Origin of the sequence: Methanobrevibacter thaueri (assembly GCF_015062905.1) — an archaeon.
GTDB lineage: Archaea > Methanobacteriota > Methanobacteria > Methanobacteriales > Methanobacteriaceae > Methanocatella > Methanocatella thaueri_A.
Genome location: NZ_SUTK01000034.1, coordinates 1 through 16,906, shown reverse-complemented (window position 1 = coordinate 16,906; position 16,906 = coordinate 1). Strand labels below are relative to the sequence as shown.

At 37.8% G+C, this 16,906-nt stretch carries 17 protein-coding genes, 1 tRNA gene and 1 pseudogene; 6 read left to right on the top strand and 13 right to left on the bottom strand.

Features of this window, described 5'->3' with window-relative positions; genetic code table 11:
- The 3 genes and pseudogenes from E7Z79_RS07180 to prf1 all read right to left on the bottom strand — a co-directional run.
- A pseudogene (locus tag E7Z79_RS07180) lies at window positions 1-280 on the bottom strand (hypothetical protein); the annotation flags it as partial.
- Window positions 281-321: 41 nt separating this feature from the next.
- The gene (gene gdhA, locus E7Z79_RS07175; RefSeq protein ID WP_303739281.1) at window positions 322-1,656 is read right to left on the bottom strand and encodes an NADP-specific glutamate dehydrogenase; all 1,335 of its coding nucleotides are present in this window, start codon (window positions 1,654-1,656) and stop codon (window positions 322-324) included.
- Window positions 1,657-2,362: 706 nt separating this feature from the next.
- Entirely contained in the window at window positions 2,363-3,607 is a 1,245-nt protein-coding gene (gene prf1 / locus E7Z79_RS07170; protein WP_303739280.1) for a peptide chain release factor aRF-1, read from the bottom strand.
- 108 nt (window positions 3,608-3,715) lie between these two features.
- Here prf1 and dusB point away from each other — a divergent pair, with 108 nt between their 5' ends.
- Window positions 3,716-4,693, top strand: coding sequence for a tRNA dihydrouridine synthase DusB (dusB, locus tag E7Z79_RS07165; protein ID WP_303739279.1), 978 nt, complete (start codon window positions 3,716-3,718; stop codon window positions 4,691-4,693).
- On the opposite strand, the gene E7Z79_RS07160 is transcribed toward dusB, so the two are convergent.
- Together E7Z79_RS07160 and E7Z79_RS07155 are read right to left on the bottom strand one after the other, a co-directional pair.
- A complete protein-coding gene (locus E7Z79_RS07160; RefSeq protein WP_303739278.1) occupies window positions 4,690-5,022 on the bottom strand; it encodes a TIGR04076 family protein in 333 nt (110 codons plus the stop codon). The genes dusB and E7Z79_RS07160 overlap by 4 nt on opposite strands.
- Window positions 5,023-5,055: 33 nt before the next feature.
- Window positions 5,056-6,027: a hypothetical protein gene (locus E7Z79_RS07155; protein WP_303739277.1), complete on the bottom strand. Its 972-nt coding sequence runs from the start codon at window positions 6,025-6,027 to the stop codon at window positions 5,056-5,058.
- Between the two features lie 81 nt (window positions 6,028-6,108).
- Here E7Z79_RS07155 and E7Z79_RS07150 point away from each other — a divergent pair, with 81 nt between their 5' ends.
- Both E7Z79_RS07150 and E7Z79_RS07145 read left to right on the top strand, forming a co-directional pair.
- On the top strand, window positions 6,109-6,366 hold the full coding sequence (locus tag E7Z79_RS07150; protein WP_303739276.1) for a hypothetical protein: 258 nt from the start codon (window positions 6,109-6,111) through the stop codon (window positions 6,364-6,366).
- 4 nt (window positions 6,367-6,370) lie between these two features.
- The gene (locus E7Z79_RS07145; RefSeq protein WP_303739275.1) at window positions 6,371-6,889 is read left to right on the top strand and encodes a zinc ribbon domain-containing protein; all 519 of its coding nucleotides are present in this window, start codon (window positions 6,371-6,373) and stop codon (window positions 6,887-6,889) included.
- Here the strand turns inward: E7Z79_RS07145 and rimI are convergent.
- The gene (gene rimI / locus E7Z79_RS07140) at window positions 6,863-7,315 is read right to left on the bottom strand and encodes a ribosomal protein S18-alanine N-acetyltransferase (RefSeq protein WP_303739274.1); all 453 of its coding nucleotides are present in this window, start codon (window positions 7,313-7,315) and stop codon (window positions 6,863-6,865) included. The two genes, E7Z79_RS07145 and rimI, sit on opposite strands and share 27 nt — an antisense overlap.
- Window positions 7,316-7,384: 69 nt before the next feature.
- Between rimI and E7Z79_RS07135 the strand changes: the two genes are divergently transcribed.
- Genes E7Z79_RS07135 through cobK form a run of 3 tightly spaced genes read left to right on the top strand, consistent with a single transcriptional unit; the run spans window position 7,385 to window position 10,990 of the window.
- Entirely contained in the window at window positions 7,385-7,774 is a 390-nt protein-coding gene (locus E7Z79_RS07135; protein ID WP_303739273.1) for a UPF0146 family protein, read from the top strand.
- A 4-nt stretch (window positions 7,775-7,778) separates the two neighbouring features.
- Window positions 7,779-10,208 (top strand): calcium-translocating P-type ATPase, PMCA-type, encoded by a 2,430-nt coding sequence (locus tag E7Z79_RS07130; RefSeq protein ID WP_303739272.1) that lies wholly within the window; start codon window positions 7,779-7,781, stop codon window positions 10,206-10,208.
- Window positions 10,205-10,990: a precorrin-6A reductase gene (cobK, locus tag E7Z79_RS07125; RefSeq protein WP_303739271.1), complete on the top strand. Its 786-nt coding sequence runs from the start codon at window positions 10,205-10,207 to the stop codon at window positions 10,988-10,990. Before E7Z79_RS07130 ends, cobK begins: the two co-directional genes overlap by 4 nt.
- Before the next feature lie 13 nt (window positions 10,991-11,003).
- Here cobK and E7Z79_RS07120 read toward each other — a convergent pair.
- The 7 genes from E7Z79_RS07120 to E7Z79_RS07090 form a co-directional block, all read right to left on the bottom strand.
- A tRNA-Ser gene (locus E7Z79_RS07120) sits at window positions 11,004-11,087 on the bottom strand.
- A 35-nt stretch (window positions 11,088-11,122) separates the two neighbouring features.
- Window positions 11,123-11,431, bottom strand: a complete 309-nt coding sequence (gene rpsJ / locus E7Z79_RS07115; protein WP_042691424.1) for a 30S ribosomal protein S10 — start codon at window positions 11,429-11,431, stop codon at window positions 11,123-11,125.
- Window positions 11,432-11,496: 65 nt separating this feature from the next.
- The gene (tuf, locus tag E7Z79_RS07110) at window positions 11,497-12,738 is read right to left on the bottom strand and encodes a translation elongation factor EF-1 subunit alpha (protein WP_303739270.1); all 1,242 of its coding nucleotides are present in this window, start codon (window positions 12,736-12,738) and stop codon (window positions 11,497-11,499) included.
- 150 nt (window positions 12,739-12,888) lie between these two features.
- Window positions 12,889-15,087 (bottom strand): elongation factor EF-2, encoded by a 2,199-nt coding sequence (locus E7Z79_RS07105; RefSeq protein WP_303739269.1) that lies wholly within the window; start codon window positions 15,085-15,087, stop codon window positions 12,889-12,891.
- A gap of 31 nt (window positions 15,088-15,118) precedes the next feature.
- On the bottom strand, window positions 15,119-15,679 hold the full coding sequence (locus E7Z79_RS07100) for a 30S ribosomal protein S7 (RefSeq protein WP_116592275.1): 561 nt from the start codon (window positions 15,677-15,679) through the stop codon (window positions 15,119-15,121).
- A 13-nt stretch (window positions 15,680-15,692) separates the two neighbouring features.
- Window positions 15,693-16,118: a 30S ribosomal protein S12 gene (locus E7Z79_RS07095; RefSeq protein WP_067044341.1), complete on the bottom strand. Its 426-nt coding sequence runs from the start codon at window positions 16,116-16,118 to the stop codon at window positions 15,693-15,695.
- A gap of 337 nt (window positions 16,119-16,455) precedes the next feature.
- Window positions 16,456-16,887, bottom strand: a complete 432-nt coding sequence (locus E7Z79_RS07090; protein WP_292739359.1) for a NusA-like transcription termination signal-binding factor — start codon at window positions 16,885-16,887, stop codon at window positions 16,456-16,458.
- Window positions 16,888-16,906: the final 19 nt, after the last annotated feature.

The window sequence follows — 16,906 nt, the reverse complement described above, 5'->3', positions numbered from 1 at the left end:
TGTTGGTTTTAATGGTTGAAGCTTTATATCCCAAATCATTAATTAAATGTGTTCTAAAATTAATTAGACGAGAACGTATCTTCCTTCTTGATTCACGAACATTATTTTCTTCATCATCTTCTGCTTCGTCCAATAATTGTTCTAGAGTAAGTTGGTGAAAGTTTGTATAATTTTTTAATGCATTAGCATACTTTTTTCGAGAATTAATGGAGAGATTTTTACCATCACATAATATGATGTAAAAATCATCGTCCTTAACCTCATAATTTTCTAATACCATATGGTATTATTTATATCTTCTACTATAAAAGTAGGGTGGTTCTAAACAATTCCTTGTGCGTTCATTGCGTCAACAACTTTCTTGAATCCTGCAATGTTTGCTCCTGCGACATAGTTTTTGTCCATGCCGTATTCTTCAGCAGCAGCTGCAGCATTTTCAAAGATGTTTTCCATAATGGTTTGGAGTCTGCCGTCAACTTCTTCGAAAGTCCAGGATAATCTTTCTGAGTTTTGTGACATTTCAAGTGCGGAAGTTGCTACTCCACCAGCGTTGGATGCTTTACCTGGTGCGAATAATACGCCGTTTTCCTGTAAGTATTCGGTTGCTTCGATAGTGGTTGGCATGTTTGCTCCTTCAGCAACAGCTAAAACGCCGTTTTCAACTAGGATTTTAGCATCTTCTAATTGCAATTCGTTTTGGGTAGCACATGGTAATGCGATGTCACATTTGATGGACCATACACCTTTGCCTTCGTGGTATTCTGCGGAAGGTCTTGCTTCAGCATAAGCGGTTAATCTTTCACGTCTTACTTCTTTAATCTCTTTGAGCAATTCAACATCGATTCCTTCTGGGTCGTAGATCCATCCGGTGGAATCGGAACAGGTTACTGGGTTACCGCCTAATTGTTGTGCTTTTTGGATAGCGTAAGTAGCTACGTTACCTGCACCAGATACGACAATGGTTTTACCTGCGATATCAATATCATTTGCTTTTAACATAGCATTTGTGAAGTATAATAAACCATATCCGGTAGCTTCAGTTCTTGCAAGAGATCCTCCGAAGGATAATCCTTTACCGGTTAATACTCCTTCGTATAATCCTCTGATTCTTTTGTATTGTCCGAATAAGAAACCGATTTCTCGGCCACCTACACCAATATCTCCTGCAGGAACATCAGTGTCAGCTCCGATGTATTTGCATAATTCGGTCATGAAACTTTGACAGAATGCCATGATTTCCCTGTCAGATTTTCCTTTAGGATCAAAGTCTGATCCACCTTTTCCTCCGCCGATTGGAAGTCCGGTTAAGGAGTTTTTGAAGATTTGTTCGAAACCTAAGAACTTGATGATTCCGAGGTTTACTGATGGGTGGAAACGTAATCCGCCTTTGTAAGGTCCGATTGCTGAGTTGAACTGTACCCTGTAACCGGTGTTCACTTGCACTTGGCCGTTGTCGTCAATCCATGGAACACGGAATTTGATTTGTCTTTCTGGATTTACTAATCTTTCAAGAAGAGCATTTTTCCTGTATTCTTCTTCGTTTTCTTCAATTACCACCCTTAGAGATTCCATTACTTCGCGTACAGCTTGGTGGAATTCAGGTTCTGAAGGGTTTTGTTCTATTATAGTTTCAATTACTTCATCTACGTATGACAAAATTATTCCTCCGAATAAAATTATAAAAATTATATCATTAAAATTTAACAATATAGTTAATTATTTGCACTTCCTCATATTTAAATATTATTCAATTTTTATTAAAAATAAATCAATATTATTCATAAAAATTAAGATATATATTATACAAATTATAAAAAAATATAAAAACACCTATTTTACTTTTTAAATCTTTTCAAAAATTTTTCTACAATCGACAATAAAAATTATCAATACATAAACAAAGTCGGAAAGTATCTTCCACCATAAAATTTCCGAAGAATTGAAAAATTCAAATGTTCTGGAAAATCACATGTTGCAACCAAAAAACCGAACAAAAAAGAAAAATACAAAAAAATTTTAAACAAAATTATATAGAAATTTAAAAACCATATTCCTTTATATACCATAATTTACAAATCAATATTTAAAAATGGGCAAAAATTAATTTTTAATAAACAAAGTGATAAAATATGATAAGCAAAAGTCAATATCAAACACTTAAGGAAAGTTACCTGACCAAAAACAGGAGCATGCATTCACTATATGTGGAGATAAACAAAGAGAATACCGTTCCCAAACAGATATTTTTCAAAATGATCAACCAGATACGCCAAGAAGAAGGGTTAAGCGAATATTATACAAAAAAAGAAAAAAGAAAAAGTAATATTATAACACATTTGGACAAATCGCCAAAATGTTATAATTAGCGTTCAACGTAATACCTGAGTATTGCCCCAATTCCTCCGAAAGCACGGAACAGCTGCATGCCTTCTTCAGTTTCAGTAGAAATGAACTCGACATCAGTATTCATTTCTTCAGCCTTTTCCACAAATTCATCAACCAAATCCATGGAAGACTCTTCTTTTAGAACTTCATTACAGTTAGGGCATCTCTCCTCAAGATTATCAGCTTCAGCCTGGGTTTTGACTGTGATTTCCTTTTGGGTTCCGCAGCTTGGACAGGCAAATACCTTACGCATGCTAGTTAAATCTTCTGACAAGAGCAGCACATCAACAGCACCGATAATCAAGTTGTTTCTGACTTCATCCTCACCGTAGGAGTATAATCCCTTGTCTTTTCTTAATTCCTGAATAAATCTTTGAACAAGTTTCTTTTCCTGCATCACATCAAGATTTGCCAAATCATCAGCAGATTTTGCAATAACTTCACGGATACCCTCTTCACCAGTGTAGGATGTGTCAACTATAGTCATGACTTTGTCTTTAAGCTCATATTGAAGGTAATCTCCCTCATAGAAATCCTTTTTGGTAAAACCAGGTCCCCCAATAATGATTCCTTTCAAATCATCCTTCAAAGGCAGGAATGCCTCGTTCATATGATCTCCAATACGCTTTAAGAACTGGTGAGCAAGGTCTTCGATAACACGGTCAAACCTTCTTTGGGACTGTCCTCCAGCCTTATGCTTTCCTGGAACTCCACTAGTCAAATGCCCAAGAATGGTTTCCCTCTTACCTTTCAATGTAGCATAGGTAGCTTCATTCCTATCAATTACTGCCACACCATAAACATCATGCTCTTCAATCATGTATTCAAGAGGTTCCAGGAAGAACTCATTGTTACATTTATACCAGTAAGTCTGAACAGGTTCCGGCGGTTCCAAAATATATTTTTCCATCTTTTCAGTTCCAGGACCGCCTTTAGGAATCATACCCACAAACAGGACAATACCATTTTCAGGAGGCTGTTTGTATAGTTTTATACTCTCCAAAATAACCGCAATTGCAGACTGTACATTTTTTCTTGTCTGTTTACTCTTAATGTTAGCGCTCTGACCCATTTCATCTCTCATGTGCTTACCAACATCACTCAATTGTTTGGATGGTGGGATGTAAACGGAAACAAGCTCAGTACCTCTGCCTCTCTTATTTGCCAATTCTTTTAATGTCTTTTTAAATTCATATAATTCTTTTGATGATACTCCGGACATGTTATCCCTATAATAATTAAATTAATATAATAGTATAAATTATATAATTACAAATATAAATAATTAATGAAAAAACAAGGAAAAATCAGATAATTTAACGTGACTTCTATGAAATGGAAAATTGGAAATGTTGAAATTGACAACCAGGTGGTCCTTGCACCCATGGCAGGAATATGCGATTCGGCATTCAGAAGAATAGCCAAATCAATGGGATGCGGACTGATTGAAACTGAAATGGTGTCAGATAAGGCAATAATGTATGAAAACACAAGAACACAGGAAATGCTTTATATGACAGATTATGAAAGACCAATTTCCCAGCAGATTTTTGGAGCGGAAGTCGAATCATTCAAAATAGCCGCAAAATACATTGAGGAGACCATGAAGCCTGACATCATTGACATCAACATGGGATGCCCTGTTCCAAAGGTGGCGGTGAGGTCCCAGGCAGGAAGCGCACTTCTTAAAAACCCTCCAAAGATAGGTGAAATCGTGGAGGCTGTTGTTAAAAGCGTCAGCGTACCTGTGACAGCAAAAATCAGAAGCGGATGGGACAGCAACTGCATAAATGCCCTTGAAGTTGCGGGAATCGTTGAGGATGCAGGGGCATCAGCAATAACCGTCCATCCACGGACAAGAGAGCAAAGATACGGTGAAAGCGCCGACTGGTCAATAATCAAGGAAGTCAAGGAATCCCTTTCAATACCTGTCATCGGTAACGGAGACATCTGGTCATGTTATGATGCCCGTGAAATGATTGACAAAACCGGTTGCGATGCAGTGATGATCGGCAGAGGGGTTCTTGGAAACCCATGGCTCATAAGGCAGTGCATCGATTATCTGGATGATGGAACAGAACCTGAAGAAATCACATTGGACCAAAAAATCGAAATGATTAAACAGCATGCCGAATTGCTAAGCCAAATCAGACCCGAAAAGGTTGCGATGCACAAGATGAGAACCCATACGGCATACTATCTTAAGGGCCAGTGGAGAAGCTCCGAAATAAAGCCAAGAATATTTAAAATGAATACTAAAGAAGAACTCTTCGATCTGCTTGAAGAGTATATCGAACTTGTCAGCTAATCTGATTCAGGCAGGGATTCTATATCTGTTGCCTCTAATTTCATAATAACCGGCCTTAAACCATCATTGCATGAAACAATTGCAACACCGGGAGTCTTAATCCAATCATTGTAGTACCAAACATCATTAACTCCATGGGCAAGGGCAAATACATATTGATATATTGCCTTCCATGCCTCATCACAGAAATTTTCCGGCTTTGCGTAATCCGCGTAGTAAACCTGGCCTTCAGACATTAAAGGACATGTGGACAATCCTTCAATTCCATATTCCTTTGCAAGGTCCTCCTGAAGAGTTGTTTTCAAGATAGTTATTTTAACCTTTTTCATGATATCTCCTTTGAATTCAGTTTAGAAAATGTATTAGTTGCCATTGATTTTTTCATTGCCAAACTTGTCGAAAAGCTCCAAATCACCATCAGAAATCGTATCAACCTCAAGCAGGTCCATGCCTGTGATTTCAATTACCTCCCGTGCAAGGCCGACATAGGTGTCTGGATAGTCATTATAGCCGAATATGTGCCATATGATGTCCCCTTCAAAGACTATTTCCAGATACCAGTCATAGCCTTCCAAATCATCGGGGTCACGGGCATTTGACTTCCTGTGATACTCATCAAAAATCCACATGTAGACATGATATCTCTCAAGCAATTCCAAAATCAGCTCCCGGTCACTGCCGGTCAATTCCTTATCAATATATCCGTCAATCCTATTTTCTGGAAAGTTAATGATCAGCCGAGGATTTGGAAGTTCATAAGGGTATGTCCTGTAGTGGCCAAACTCAATAGTCTTGAGAGGCAATTTATCTTCCAAGTAAACTCCATCCTTTCTGATGTCAAAATAAAGTGGAGTCACAAGCTGCCTTTGGTAATTGAGGTGCAATACATCAAAACCAAATAATTCCTCGAGCATTTCACCGAATCCAATCCAGTTTCTAGGGAAATTGTTCTTGAAGTCATATTCCTCGAAATTGTCAGTCGAATAGATTATGACCTTGCAGGAATAGATAAGCTCTATCTTTTCAAAATAAGTGAATTCCTCAGATTCAAAGTCCTCAAACAATTTCAAATCATTGAAATCCTGCAGGAATTTGTCCTTTTGAGAATCATCAAATGCATGAATAGCACTGGTCATGCTTTTCCTCAAATCGACAAGTATGTCAATCCATGAGTCATCACAAAGGGAGTGTTCGCTCAAAAATTTATCGCCGCTTCCGCGCTCGGAAATTTTATAATATGCATTATTGTTGACCAAATCAATGGTGAAACACTCATAGTGGCGATTAAGCCTTTTAAAATTAAACCTTTGTGTAATCTCGATTTTTTCAATCATTAATTATTCTATCTAATGCGAGCATAATAAATTTTACTAAAATTTAAAAACATTTATAAGTAATCATAAATAATTATCTAAATGATGCAAGAATACCATGACCTCTTCAAGGTTGTGGATGAATTGCATAAATGGGATTGGGAATACTTTTCAAATGCTCCCTCTTTAAATTTAAATATTATTGTAATTAAATTACTATATAACAATCACATAATGATTGTTGAACCGATGGTTCCGCGGAGATTGCCTAGAAAAGACTCAATTAACCCATTGAGCAAAAAAACAAAATCTAGGAATCCTCATCTTCTACAAGGTGAGGTTGTTCAATTAACTAAGTGATAATATGATTAGAAGATGCCCTCAATGCGGTACTGCTGCAGATGACAAATACGGTTTTTGCTATAAGTGCGGACATGAATTTCCAAAAATTGAAGCTAATCCAGATACATGTTCATTATGTGGATTCCACAATCCCCCTGAAGCAGAATATTGTGTCAAATGCGGTACTCCATTACTCTTTAAGCAACAATTTGAAAAAACAAACACCAGTAATTTCGGTCCGATTGTTATTCAAAAAGAGGTTGTTCAAAGACCACCCGAACAGAGGCAAAACCGGACAAGCAGATGGCTGATACTGTTCGGTTACATTTTCTCAATTCTGGGTGGAATCCTCGGACTGATCATTGCAATATACCTTTCAACCAGAAAGGACCCTGTTGCTAGAAAGCATGGGCATATCCAACTGGCAATATTCGCGTTCTACATTGCACTAATAGCCATTTTTTATCTTACCGGAAACATACCGCCAGAGGCAATAGCCCAATACAGGCAAATGCTAGCGGGGAATTTTACCTCTATTTAAGTGCAGATACATCAAGATGGCCCCTGCACCATCCTCATAATATCCCGGAACAACCCTGTCTATTTTAAAATTGAATGTCTTGTAAAACTCAACCGCACCAGTATTGTTTTCATTGACTTCCAGGTATATGGTGTCGAGGTTTAGAAGTGACAATATTGATATTGCCTTTACAAGCAGATGTGTTCCAGCTTTATGGCGACGGTAATTCTTGTCAACTGCAATGGAAATTATATGGCCCTGATTTTCATATTTTATCCAGAATATGACATATCCAATGACATACCCGTCTTCCTCTGCAACCAAAAAACCGACACCCATTTCATACAGCTGCTGAAACATGTTGATGCCGTAAGACTGATTGAAGGACATGTTTTCTATTTCATAAACTCTCTTTAAATCATTCGGCTTAAATTTCCTTACAATCATAGCAAATTAAAATATAAAAATCAATGTATTTAATAGTTTTGATGACAAATATTAAACCGAGGATTAAAAATGTGGGACGATTTTGCGGAATATATCCTAAGTGAAGCCGGAACAGGAAATGTCAAAATTGCCGAGATTGCTGTTGGCAGATTTGACAAAATTGCAAATTATCTTGCTTCAAAGGACAATATCGATTTAATTAAAACTGACATCAATCCAAAGGACGAAACAGTCATAAGAGATGACATTACAAATCCCAATATGGATTTATACAAAGATATTGACATGATCTATTCGATAAGGCCTCCAAGCGAGCTTCAGCCATACATTGTCAAGCTTGCAGTTGAAATCGACTCACAGCTCATTATAAAGCCACTGACAAACGAAGATTTAAATACGGGTAAAGTTAAAATGAAATTAAAAAATTTCAAAAGGGCCAGTTTTTACACTTTAAGGTGATGCAATGGAAAACGTTCTATCTCAATTTGACTCATCAAAAGAAGGGCTCAGCAAAAATGAAGTCCTTGAAAGGCAAAAGGAGTATGGCTTAAACAAGATTGAAGAGAAAAAGCCGACCCCATTAATCAAATTATTCCTTATCCAATTTGTAGATATTCTGATTGGTCTTCTAATAGTTGCGGCCATTGCCGCCTATGCAATCGGCGATGTCATCGATGCAGGCGTAATCATGCTTGCAGTTCTTTTAAATGTCATCATGGGATTCATTCAGGAATACAGATCACAGAAGGCAGTTGAAAGCCTAAAGAATCTGATCGTCAAGACCGCAGTGGTGAAAAGGGAAAATAAAATTGAGCAGATAAATTCCGAGGAGCTGACAATCGGAGACCTTGTGATACTCGAAGAGGGAGACAAGGTGCCTGCAGACCTGATACTGATTGAGGCAAATAACCTCACATGTGACGAATCATCCCTGACCGGCGAATCCGAAGCGGTCAAAAAGGATATTGAAGATGAGGTCTATATGGACTGCAATATACTCTCCGGAAATGGAATAGGTGTCGTGAAAGCGATTGGAATGAAAACCCATGTTGGAGAGATTGCAGAAGTTGTCCAAGAGGATGACGAGGACACCCCTCTGAAGGCCAAAGTGGGAAGGCTTGGAAAGACACTGTCACTGATTGCAATCATAGTCTGTATTGCAATATTCATTTTGGAACTCCTCAAGGGCATTCCTCTTGTCGAGACATTCATGACTGCCGTTTCCCTTGCCGTTGCGGCAATTCCTGAAGGTTTACCTGCGGTTCTTACACTGACACTTGCATTGGGCATGTCCGAGATGGCAAAATCCCAAGCGATAGTGAAAAGACTGCTGTCAGTCGAAACATTAGGATCATGTACAATCATCTGCAGCGACAAGACAGGCACACTGACCGAAAACAGGATGACCGTTGTCGAATCATATTTCACCAATGAAGACAGGACATTGGAAATTGGAAAACTATGCAACAATGCCACCATCTCCAACGGAGAAGCCATAGGCGACCAGACAGACGGAGGAATTTTAAAATTCTGCCAAAATCATAAAAGCGACTTAAGAAGGATTGATGAAATACCTCTTGACAGTAATCGTAAAATGATGACTACTGTACATAGCCTAAACGGTGAAAAGAATATCATTTTTACAAAAGGTGCTCCAGAAATAATTCTAGACAAGTGCAAATATATAGATTATGATGGAACCATTAAAATAATTGATGCTGAAAGCAAGGAAATTATAATTAAAAAAATTGATGAAATGAGCGGCCATGCACTGAGAGTAATCGGATTTGCATACAAATTTGAAGACGACCATGACACAGAGGAAAATCTGACTTTCACAGGCCTTCTCGGATTGGCGGACCCTCCGAAAAAAGATGCCAAAAAGGCTGTAGACGATTGTCTGCAGGCCGGAATCAAGGTAAAGATGATTACCGGAGACCATGAAAAAACTGCCTGCTCAATTGCAAGAAACCTCGGAATACTTACAACAGGAAGGACAATAACCGGAGACCAGCTGGAGGAACTCACCACTGAAGAGTACTTGGCCATTGCGGATGACATCCAAGTGTATGCAAGGGTAAAGCCAAAACAGAAAATGAGAATCGTCGAGGCCCTTAAAAGTTCAGGAAATATTGTTGCAATGACAGGTGATGGAGTAAACGATGCGCCCGCACTTAAAAAGGCATCAATTGGAGTTGCAATGGGCGACGGCACTGATGTTGCAAAGGAATCAGCGGACATGATTCTGGAAAACAACGACTTTGCAACAATTGTCAAGGCGGTCAAGGAAGGCCGTAAAATCTATGACAACATCAAAAGGTTCGTCAAGTTCCAGGTTTCAACAAATGTCGGAGCAATACTGACAATTATCGGAACATCACTTCTGAACCTGCCTCTACCATTCAATCCGGTCCAGTTATTATGGCTGAATATTGTGATGGACGGCCCTCCGGCACAGACATTAGGCATTGAAGGTGCAGAAAAGGACCTTATGCATCGCCCTCCGGAAACAGGCGACATTCTGACCAGAAAGACCCTTATTGAAATACTGATTTCAGGTCTTGTAATGGCAATCGGAACAATAGCCGTATTCGCTTATCAGCTGAGCATTAAATCAAGCGAAAGCAAAGCGATGACAATTGCATTTACATTATTCGTAATGTATCAGCTATTTAACGCGTACAACAGAAAAGCGGATTCAGACAAGCCAAGCACTTACCTTTATTTGGCAATTATCCTGTCATTCCTGCTTCAACTGCTGATCATATACCTGCCGCAACTGCAGATCATATTCAGAACCACATCAATCTCATTGATTGACTGGGTGGTAATCATTATTGTTGCATTCACTATAATCATTGCCGAAAAAATCATGAAAAGAGTGATAAAATGAGGATACTGTTACTTGGGGGAACAAAAGACTCAACAAACATCATCGAGCATGTGAAGAAAAATCATGATTGCTTTATCCTAACCACCACAACCACAGAATATGGGGCAAGGCTGGCCAAGGAAGCCGGAAGCGATGAGGTGATAGCGCGTCCGCTTCCAAAAGAGGAAATCATTGACATAATCAAAAATGAGAAAATCGGCATGCTAATCGATGCTACACATCCCTTTGCCGAACACATCACCAGGACAAGTGTCAGCATCGCCAATGAACTGGAAATGCCATATATCCGCTTCGAGAGACCCACCACCAACCTTGAAAACATAGACACATCACACATCCATTATGCAGATTCATTTGACATGGCAGGAAAATTGATCGAAAGTGAGTTCCGCAAAGGAAACGTGCTGCACTTTGCAGGAGCCAACACCATGGAAGACATTCTGAAATATGTCAGCGTCGACAGGTTCTACCCAAGAATACTGAAGGTGGAAAGCTCCATTGAAAAATGTGAAAAGTTAGGTGTTGATCCGTCACACATCATTCCAATGAAAGGTGCCGCCAGCGTAGAGGAAAACATTGAACTGATTGAAAGATACGGCGCAAGCGTAATGATTACAAAGGAAAGCGGCGATGTAGGCGGAGTCATTGAAAAGATACTAGCCGCAAACGAAAAGGATGTTGCAGTCATAATGATTCAAAGACCAAAAATAGATGAATTAAATAAAAATGATATAGTATCTAATCTTGACGAATTAGATATCAAATTAAAAAGTTTTTTTTAAAAATAGTGGTAAACGCCGAGACTGGGATTTGAACCCAGGCGAGGGTGACCTCACAGGATTTCAAGTCCTGCGCCTTACCAGACTAGACTATCTCGGCATATGAAAAGGAATATTTAGAAGGATTCTAAATATTTATCCTTTAAGTTCAATTTCAATACTTACATTATCAGGAACGTTTACTTTCATGACTTGTCTCATAGCACGTTCATCAGCTCCAATACCGATTAAACGTTTATGAATTCTGAGTTCCCATTTTTCCCAAGAAGCTTTACCTTCTCCATCAGGAGATTTTCTTGTTGGCACTACTAATTTTTTAGTAGGTAATGGAATAGGACCAGATAAGTCGACACCAGTTCTTTCAGCAATTTTTTTAAGTTGATCACATACGTATGCTAATTTTTCTGGGTCTGTTCCAGTAAGCTTAATTCTTGCTTGATTCATTTATTATCCTCCAAAAACAAAAAAAATAAAGTAAAAAATTACTTTATAAGTAATTGTTTACAAAATTATTTTTTATCGGTAACTTTAAGACATAAACCTGCAGCAACAGTTTGACCCATATCCCTGATAGCAAATCTACCCATAGGTGGGATGTTTTGAGCTTCTTCCATAACCATTGGTTTAGTAGGTTTAATTTGAACGATAGCTGCATCACCAGTTTTGAGGAAGTCAGGAGTTCCTGCTTCAGGTTGACCGGTAGCAGGGTCGATTTTGGAAGTTAATTCTAAGAAAGTACATGCAGTTTGGGAAGTGTGACAGTGGAATACAGGAGTGTATCCAACGGTGATTACACCAGGGTGTTGTAATACAACAACTTGTGCAGTAAATTCTTTAGCTACGGTAGGAGCAGCGTCGGTGTGACCAGCTACGTCTCCTCTTCTGATATCGTTTTTACCTACACCTCTTACATTGAATCCGATGTTGTCACCAGGTTCAGCTACTTCAAATTGTTCGTGGTGCATTTCGATAGATTTAACTTCTCCGGAAGCTCCAGCAGGTTCAAAGATAACGTTTTCACCTTTTTTCATAATACCGGTTTCTACTCTACCTACAGGTACGGTTCCTACACCAGTGATGGAGTAAACATCTTGGATAGGGATCCTTAAAGGTAAGTCGGTAGGTTTTTCAGGTGGAGTTAATTTGTCTAATTCATCAATAAGAGTGTCGCCTTTGTACCAGGACATGTTGTCACTTTTTTCTTTAATGTTGTCTCCTTCAAATGCGGAAAGAGGGATGAAAGGAACATCAGCAGGGTTTCTACCGATGGATTTGAGTACAACACCAACTTCTTCTTTAACTTCGTTGAATCTTTCTTCACTGTAATCAACGATATCCATTTTGTTAACTGCGATGATTAATTGTTTAATACCTAAAGTCATGGATAAGAATAAGTGTTCTTTGGTTTGAGGCATTACACCGTCTTTTGCGTCTACTACTAATACAGCAGCGTCAGCTTGGGAAGCACCGGTGATCATGTTTTTAACGAAGTCTCTGTGTCCAGGACAGTCTACAACAGTGTAGTCGTATTTTTTGGTGGAGAATTTTTGGTGAGCTAAGTCGATAGTTACTCCTCTTTCTCTTTCTTCTCCTAATTTGTCCATAACAAATCTGAATTTGTTTTCTCCGTCGTCTAATTGTTGTTCAGCGATTGCACCAGCTTTTAATAATAAGTGTCCAACTAAAGTGGATTTTCCGTGGTCAACGTGTCCAATAAATGCTAAGTTAAGATGTTCTTTTTCTTTTGCCATTATATAACCTCTTTTAATAATATAATTAATAAGCTTAAATGATAGCTTAAATTCATTATATGTTTTTTAACATATAAATAGCTAATGTTTTTTTCATGATTTTTTATGAAAATATAAAAATATAAAAAAATTAAAAATTTAATTTTAATTTTATAAGTCACCTAAGTAGTGGCTTGCAGGGAATGGTTCTTCAGATAAACCTTTCCTTTGTCTGATTTCTTTTACGATTTGATGTTGCATCTCACGTGGGAGTGGTTCAAATCCTGCGATTTCAGTAGACCATAAACATCTACCTTCAGCAGCAGATCTGATGTCTCCAGCGAAACCAAACATTTCAGCTACAGGCACTTTAGATTCGATTCTTGCCATGTCTCCTTCTTGACCCATGTTGACGATTTGACCTCTTCTGTTTTGGATTTCACGAGTACATGCACCCATGTAATCATTAGGAGTGTCAATAACTACTTTTTGCATTGGTTCAAGTAATGCAGGTTCAGCAAGCATCATGGAACCTAAGATAGCGTTTCTGATAGCAGGCAATACTTGTGCAGGTCCTCTGTGAACTGCGTCTTCGTGAAGTTTTGCATCATGAAGTTTGAATTTTAATCCCATAGCGATTTCTTCACCTAAAGGACCGTTTTTCAAGGTATTTTCAAATCCTTCAAGTAATAATTCTTTAACTTCATCCAAGTATTGAATACCACGAGTCATGTTGAGGAATATGCTTCTGTTGTGAACAGCCCATACTCTTCTGGCTTCTTCTTTATCTAAGCCGTATTCCATGAAGTCGTTAGCCATTTCTTTACCTTTAACTCTACCTTCTTTAATGTCTCCTTCTTGGATTGCAGCATAGAGTTCAGGTTCAATAGGTTCAACTGTGATGTAGAATCTGTTATGTTTGTTAGGGGATTTACCTTCAACTTGTGGAGATAACTGTCTGACAGTTTCCCTGTATACAACGATTGGTTCGGATGTAGTGATGTCTACACCTTTTTCGTTGATTCTGTAACCGATAACTTCTAAGTGAAGTTCTCCCATACCGGAAACTAAGTGTTCACCGGTTTCTTCGTTAATATCGATTTTAACGGTTGGGTCTTCTTTACCGGTTTGTCTTAATACTTCAATCAATTTTGGTAAATCTTTGGTATTTTTAGCTTCTACAGCTACGGTAACTACAGGTTCTGAGATGTGTTCTAATCCTTCGAACTCTTTGATTTTGTGATCAGGTGAACATAAGGTTTCACCAGCGATAGCTCCTTTTGCACCAGCAACATATACGATGTTACCTGCAGGAACTTTATCGGTGTTAACTCTTTCAGGACCGAAGTAGACACCTACTTGCTGTACTCTGGATTTACCGTGAGAGCCGACCATGTAAACTTCAGTACCTTTTTCGATTGCTCCACCGTATACCCTACCGGTAGCGATTTCACCAGCGTGTTTGTCTACAGATACGTTGGTAACCATTACAGCTAAAGGTCCGTCAGGGGAGGTGTTGATCATACATTCACCAGCAGGAGAGTCGATGTCTCCGTCCCAGATGTTAGGTACCCTGTACTGTTGAGCTACTTTAGGGGAAGGTAAGTGTTCTACTACCATACCTAATAATACGTCAGATAAAGGTACTTTTTGAGCTAATTCTCTTTCGTTGTCAGCATTACAATAATCAATAATATCTTTAAAGTTGATTCCGGTTTCTTGCATGGTTGGAACGTTGATAGCCCAGTTGTGGTATGCGGAACCGAATGCTACACTACCGTCAGTGAAGTCTAATTTCCATTCTTCTTTTTTGTCTTCAGGAGCCATGTTTCTGATTAACTTGTTAGCTTCCATGAAGATTTTCAAGAATCTGTTCTGTAACTCTTCAGGTTCTAATTTTAACTCGTTGATTAATCTGTCAACTTTGTTGATGAACAATACAGGTTTTACATTTTCTTTTAACGCTTGTCTGAATACTGTTTCAGTTTGAGGCATGATACCTTCTACAGCACAAACTACAACTACTGCACCGTCTACAGCTCTCATTGCACGAGTTACGTCCCCACCGAAGTCAACGTGACCAGGGGTATCGATTAAGTTGATTAAATATTCTTTTTCTTTGTAATCGTGTACCATGGATACGTTAGCAGCATCGATAGTAATACCACGAGCTTGTTCTTGTTCGTCGAAATCCAAGAATCTTTGGTCACCTGCAAGTTCTTCAGAAATCATTCCTGCACCTGCAAGGAGGTTATCAGATAAAGTGGTTTTACCGTGATCGATGTGAGCACAGATACCAATGTTTCTGATTTGGTCAGGTTCATACATTAACTCTTTGATTTTTGCAATCATTTTGTCTCTTCTACTCAAAATAACCACCTAATTAATAAATATTATATGATTAGTGCGCTGCTTTAGCAACTCTTTCTTTCTCTTCAGCTTTTTGTAAAGCGAAACTTCTTGAATCTTCTTCAGATGCAAGGATTAATTCGTCAGCTAAACATTCAGCAACAGATTTTCTGTTTTTGAATGAAGATTGTAAAGTACCTCTAGTTAAGAATCCTAATGAAAGGTCTACTCTTCTTTGTGGAGAGATGTCCACAGCAACTTGGTAACCGATACCACCGTATTTGATACGAGTAGTTTCTTCACGAGGTGCAGTGTTTTCAACTGCAGTAACTAAAACTTGAACAGGATTCTTTTTAGTTCTTTTATTAATGATTTCTAAAGCATCTTTAACGATATTGTAAGCTTTATTTTTCTTACCGGAGTTGAGGTGGGTTCTCATGATTTTGTTCATTAACCTTTCAACAATTGATACTTTAGATTTTGCGAATTGTCTTTTTACATGTCTACCAGAAGTATGTGGAACTAAAGTTTCATCTAAGCAGATATATTTTACTAAACCTAAGTCCTCAACTTTTACTTCATCGAGATCCCATTTATCAAATAATTTACTCATAAATATAACCACCTTATCTTACAGGTTTTTCTATTTTTCCACTTACCATTTCTGATAAAGCTACATTGTTAACTTTGGAAACTTTCCAACGGACTCCAGGAATATCACCCATGGATCTTCCGGATGGTCCACCGATTCCTTCAATCATTACTTCATCGTGTTCATCGATAAATCCGATAGCTCCGTCACCTGGTGCGAAAGCAGTTAATTGTTTACCGTTTTTAATTAATTGAACACGTACACATTTACGGATAGCAGAGTTTGGTTGTTTTGCTTCTATCCCTACTTTTTCGATTACAATACCTCTAGCTTGAGGAGCTCCTTCGAGAGGATCCGCTTTAACGTCTAATCTTAAAGCTCTTCTTTTGTAATCTACATCTTTCCACTTAAAATTTTGTCTATTCTTTTTAAGTTTTTTTGCAGCAAAAAGTCCTGGCATATTTATTCCTCTAATCTTTTTGTTAAAAATATATCTTAGAATCCACCGCTGCGATTTATACCATTGACAATAGTACAATCTAAATTCTGAGATACAATCAGTAATAATAATTAATTAGATAAAATGCTTTTATCTAAATGAAGATATCTTGAAATAAAATTCAAAACATGACAAAAAGCACACATAGTCAAGTTATCAAAAAAGTACAGATATCTTATGATAATCTATATATTTCAACCTTTATAAAGGTATTCATTTTTATACATAAAATAAATAAAAAAAAGTTTTTTTTAAAAAAACAAATGAAAAAATAAATTGATAAAATAGCTAATTAAAGCTATTTTAAAATAATATTGTCAATATTATGTTGTCTATTTGCTAACAATTTAGCTCTTTCAATATTGATTCCATTCTTACCGATAGCAATACGCTTGTTGGTATTGTCTGCTGTGACAGTAGCTATTTTTTCGCCTGACTGTTTTTGACTTACTTTAACAGTTTGCAATTTTGCAGGGGATAAAACATTTTTAATAAACTGTATCGGATCATCATCGAGTTCGATAATCTCGACACCTTTATCTACTGCTCTTTGAACTTTAGATACGGAACTTCCTTTTTTACCGATAGCAAGTCCCATGTCACCATTCTTAACAACGAAAGTAACTTTTCCATGTTCATCATCGATAATGCAATCTTTTACCATTGCTCCAGTCATGTTTTCGAAAAGAGCTATGTATCTAATTTCATTTGCACTAAATTTAATAGACACTTAAATCTACCTCAAATCG

Excerpts from the sequence above, each read along its gene's own strand:
- prf1 (WP_303739280.1), bottom strand. The coding sequence starts at position 3,607 with ATGTCCGGAGTATCATCAAAAGAATTATATGAATTTAAAAAGACATTA.
- dusB (WP_303739279.1), top strand. The coding sequence starts at position 3,716 with ATGAAATGGAAAATTGGAAATGTTGAAATTGACAACCAGGTGGTCCTT.
- E7Z79_RS07160 (WP_303739278.1), bottom strand. The coding sequence starts at position 5,022 with ATGAAAAAGGTTAAAATAACTATCTTGAAAACAACTCTTCAGGAGGAC.
- E7Z79_RS07155 (WP_303739277.1), bottom strand. The coding sequence starts at position 6,027 with ATGATTGAAAAAATCGAGATTACACAAAGGTTTAATTTTAAAAGGCTT.
- E7Z79_RS07150 (WP_303739276.1), top strand. The coding sequence starts at position 6,109 with ATGATGCAAGAATACCATGACCTCTTCAAGGTTGTGGATGAATTGCAT.
- E7Z79_RS07145 (WP_303739275.1), top strand. The coding sequence starts at position 6,371 with ATGATTAGAAGATGCCCTCAATGCGGTACTGCTGCAGATGACAAATAC.
- rimI (WP_303739274.1), bottom strand. The coding sequence starts at position 7,315 with ATGATTGTAAGGAAATTTAAGCCGAATGATTTAAAGAGAGTTTATGAA.
- E7Z79_RS07135 (WP_303739273.1), top strand. The coding sequence starts at position 7,385 with ATGTGGGACGATTTTGCGGAATATATCCTAAGTGAAGCCGGAACAGGA.
- E7Z79_RS07130 (WP_303739272.1), top strand. The coding sequence starts at position 7,779 with ATGGAAAACGTTCTATCTCAATTTGACTCATCAAAAGAAGGGCTCAGC.
- cobK (WP_303739271.1), top strand. The coding sequence starts at position 10,205 with ATGAGGATACTGTTACTTGGGGGAACAAAAGACTCAACAAACATCATC.
- rpsJ (WP_042691424.1), bottom strand. The coding sequence starts at position 11,431 with ATGAATCAAGCAAGAATTAAGCTTACTGGAACAGACCCAGAAAAATTA.
- tuf (WP_303739270.1), bottom strand. The coding sequence starts at position 12,738 with ATGGCAAAAGAAAAAGAACATCTTAACTTAGCATTTATTGGACACGTT.
- E7Z79_RS07100 (WP_116592275.1), bottom strand. The coding sequence starts at position 15,679 with ATGAGTAAATTATTTGATAAATGGGATCTCGATGAAGTAAAAGTTGAG.
- E7Z79_RS07095 (WP_067044341.1), bottom strand. The coding sequence starts at position 16,118 with ATGCCAGGACTTTTTGCTGCAAAAAAACTTAAAAAGAATAGACAAAAT.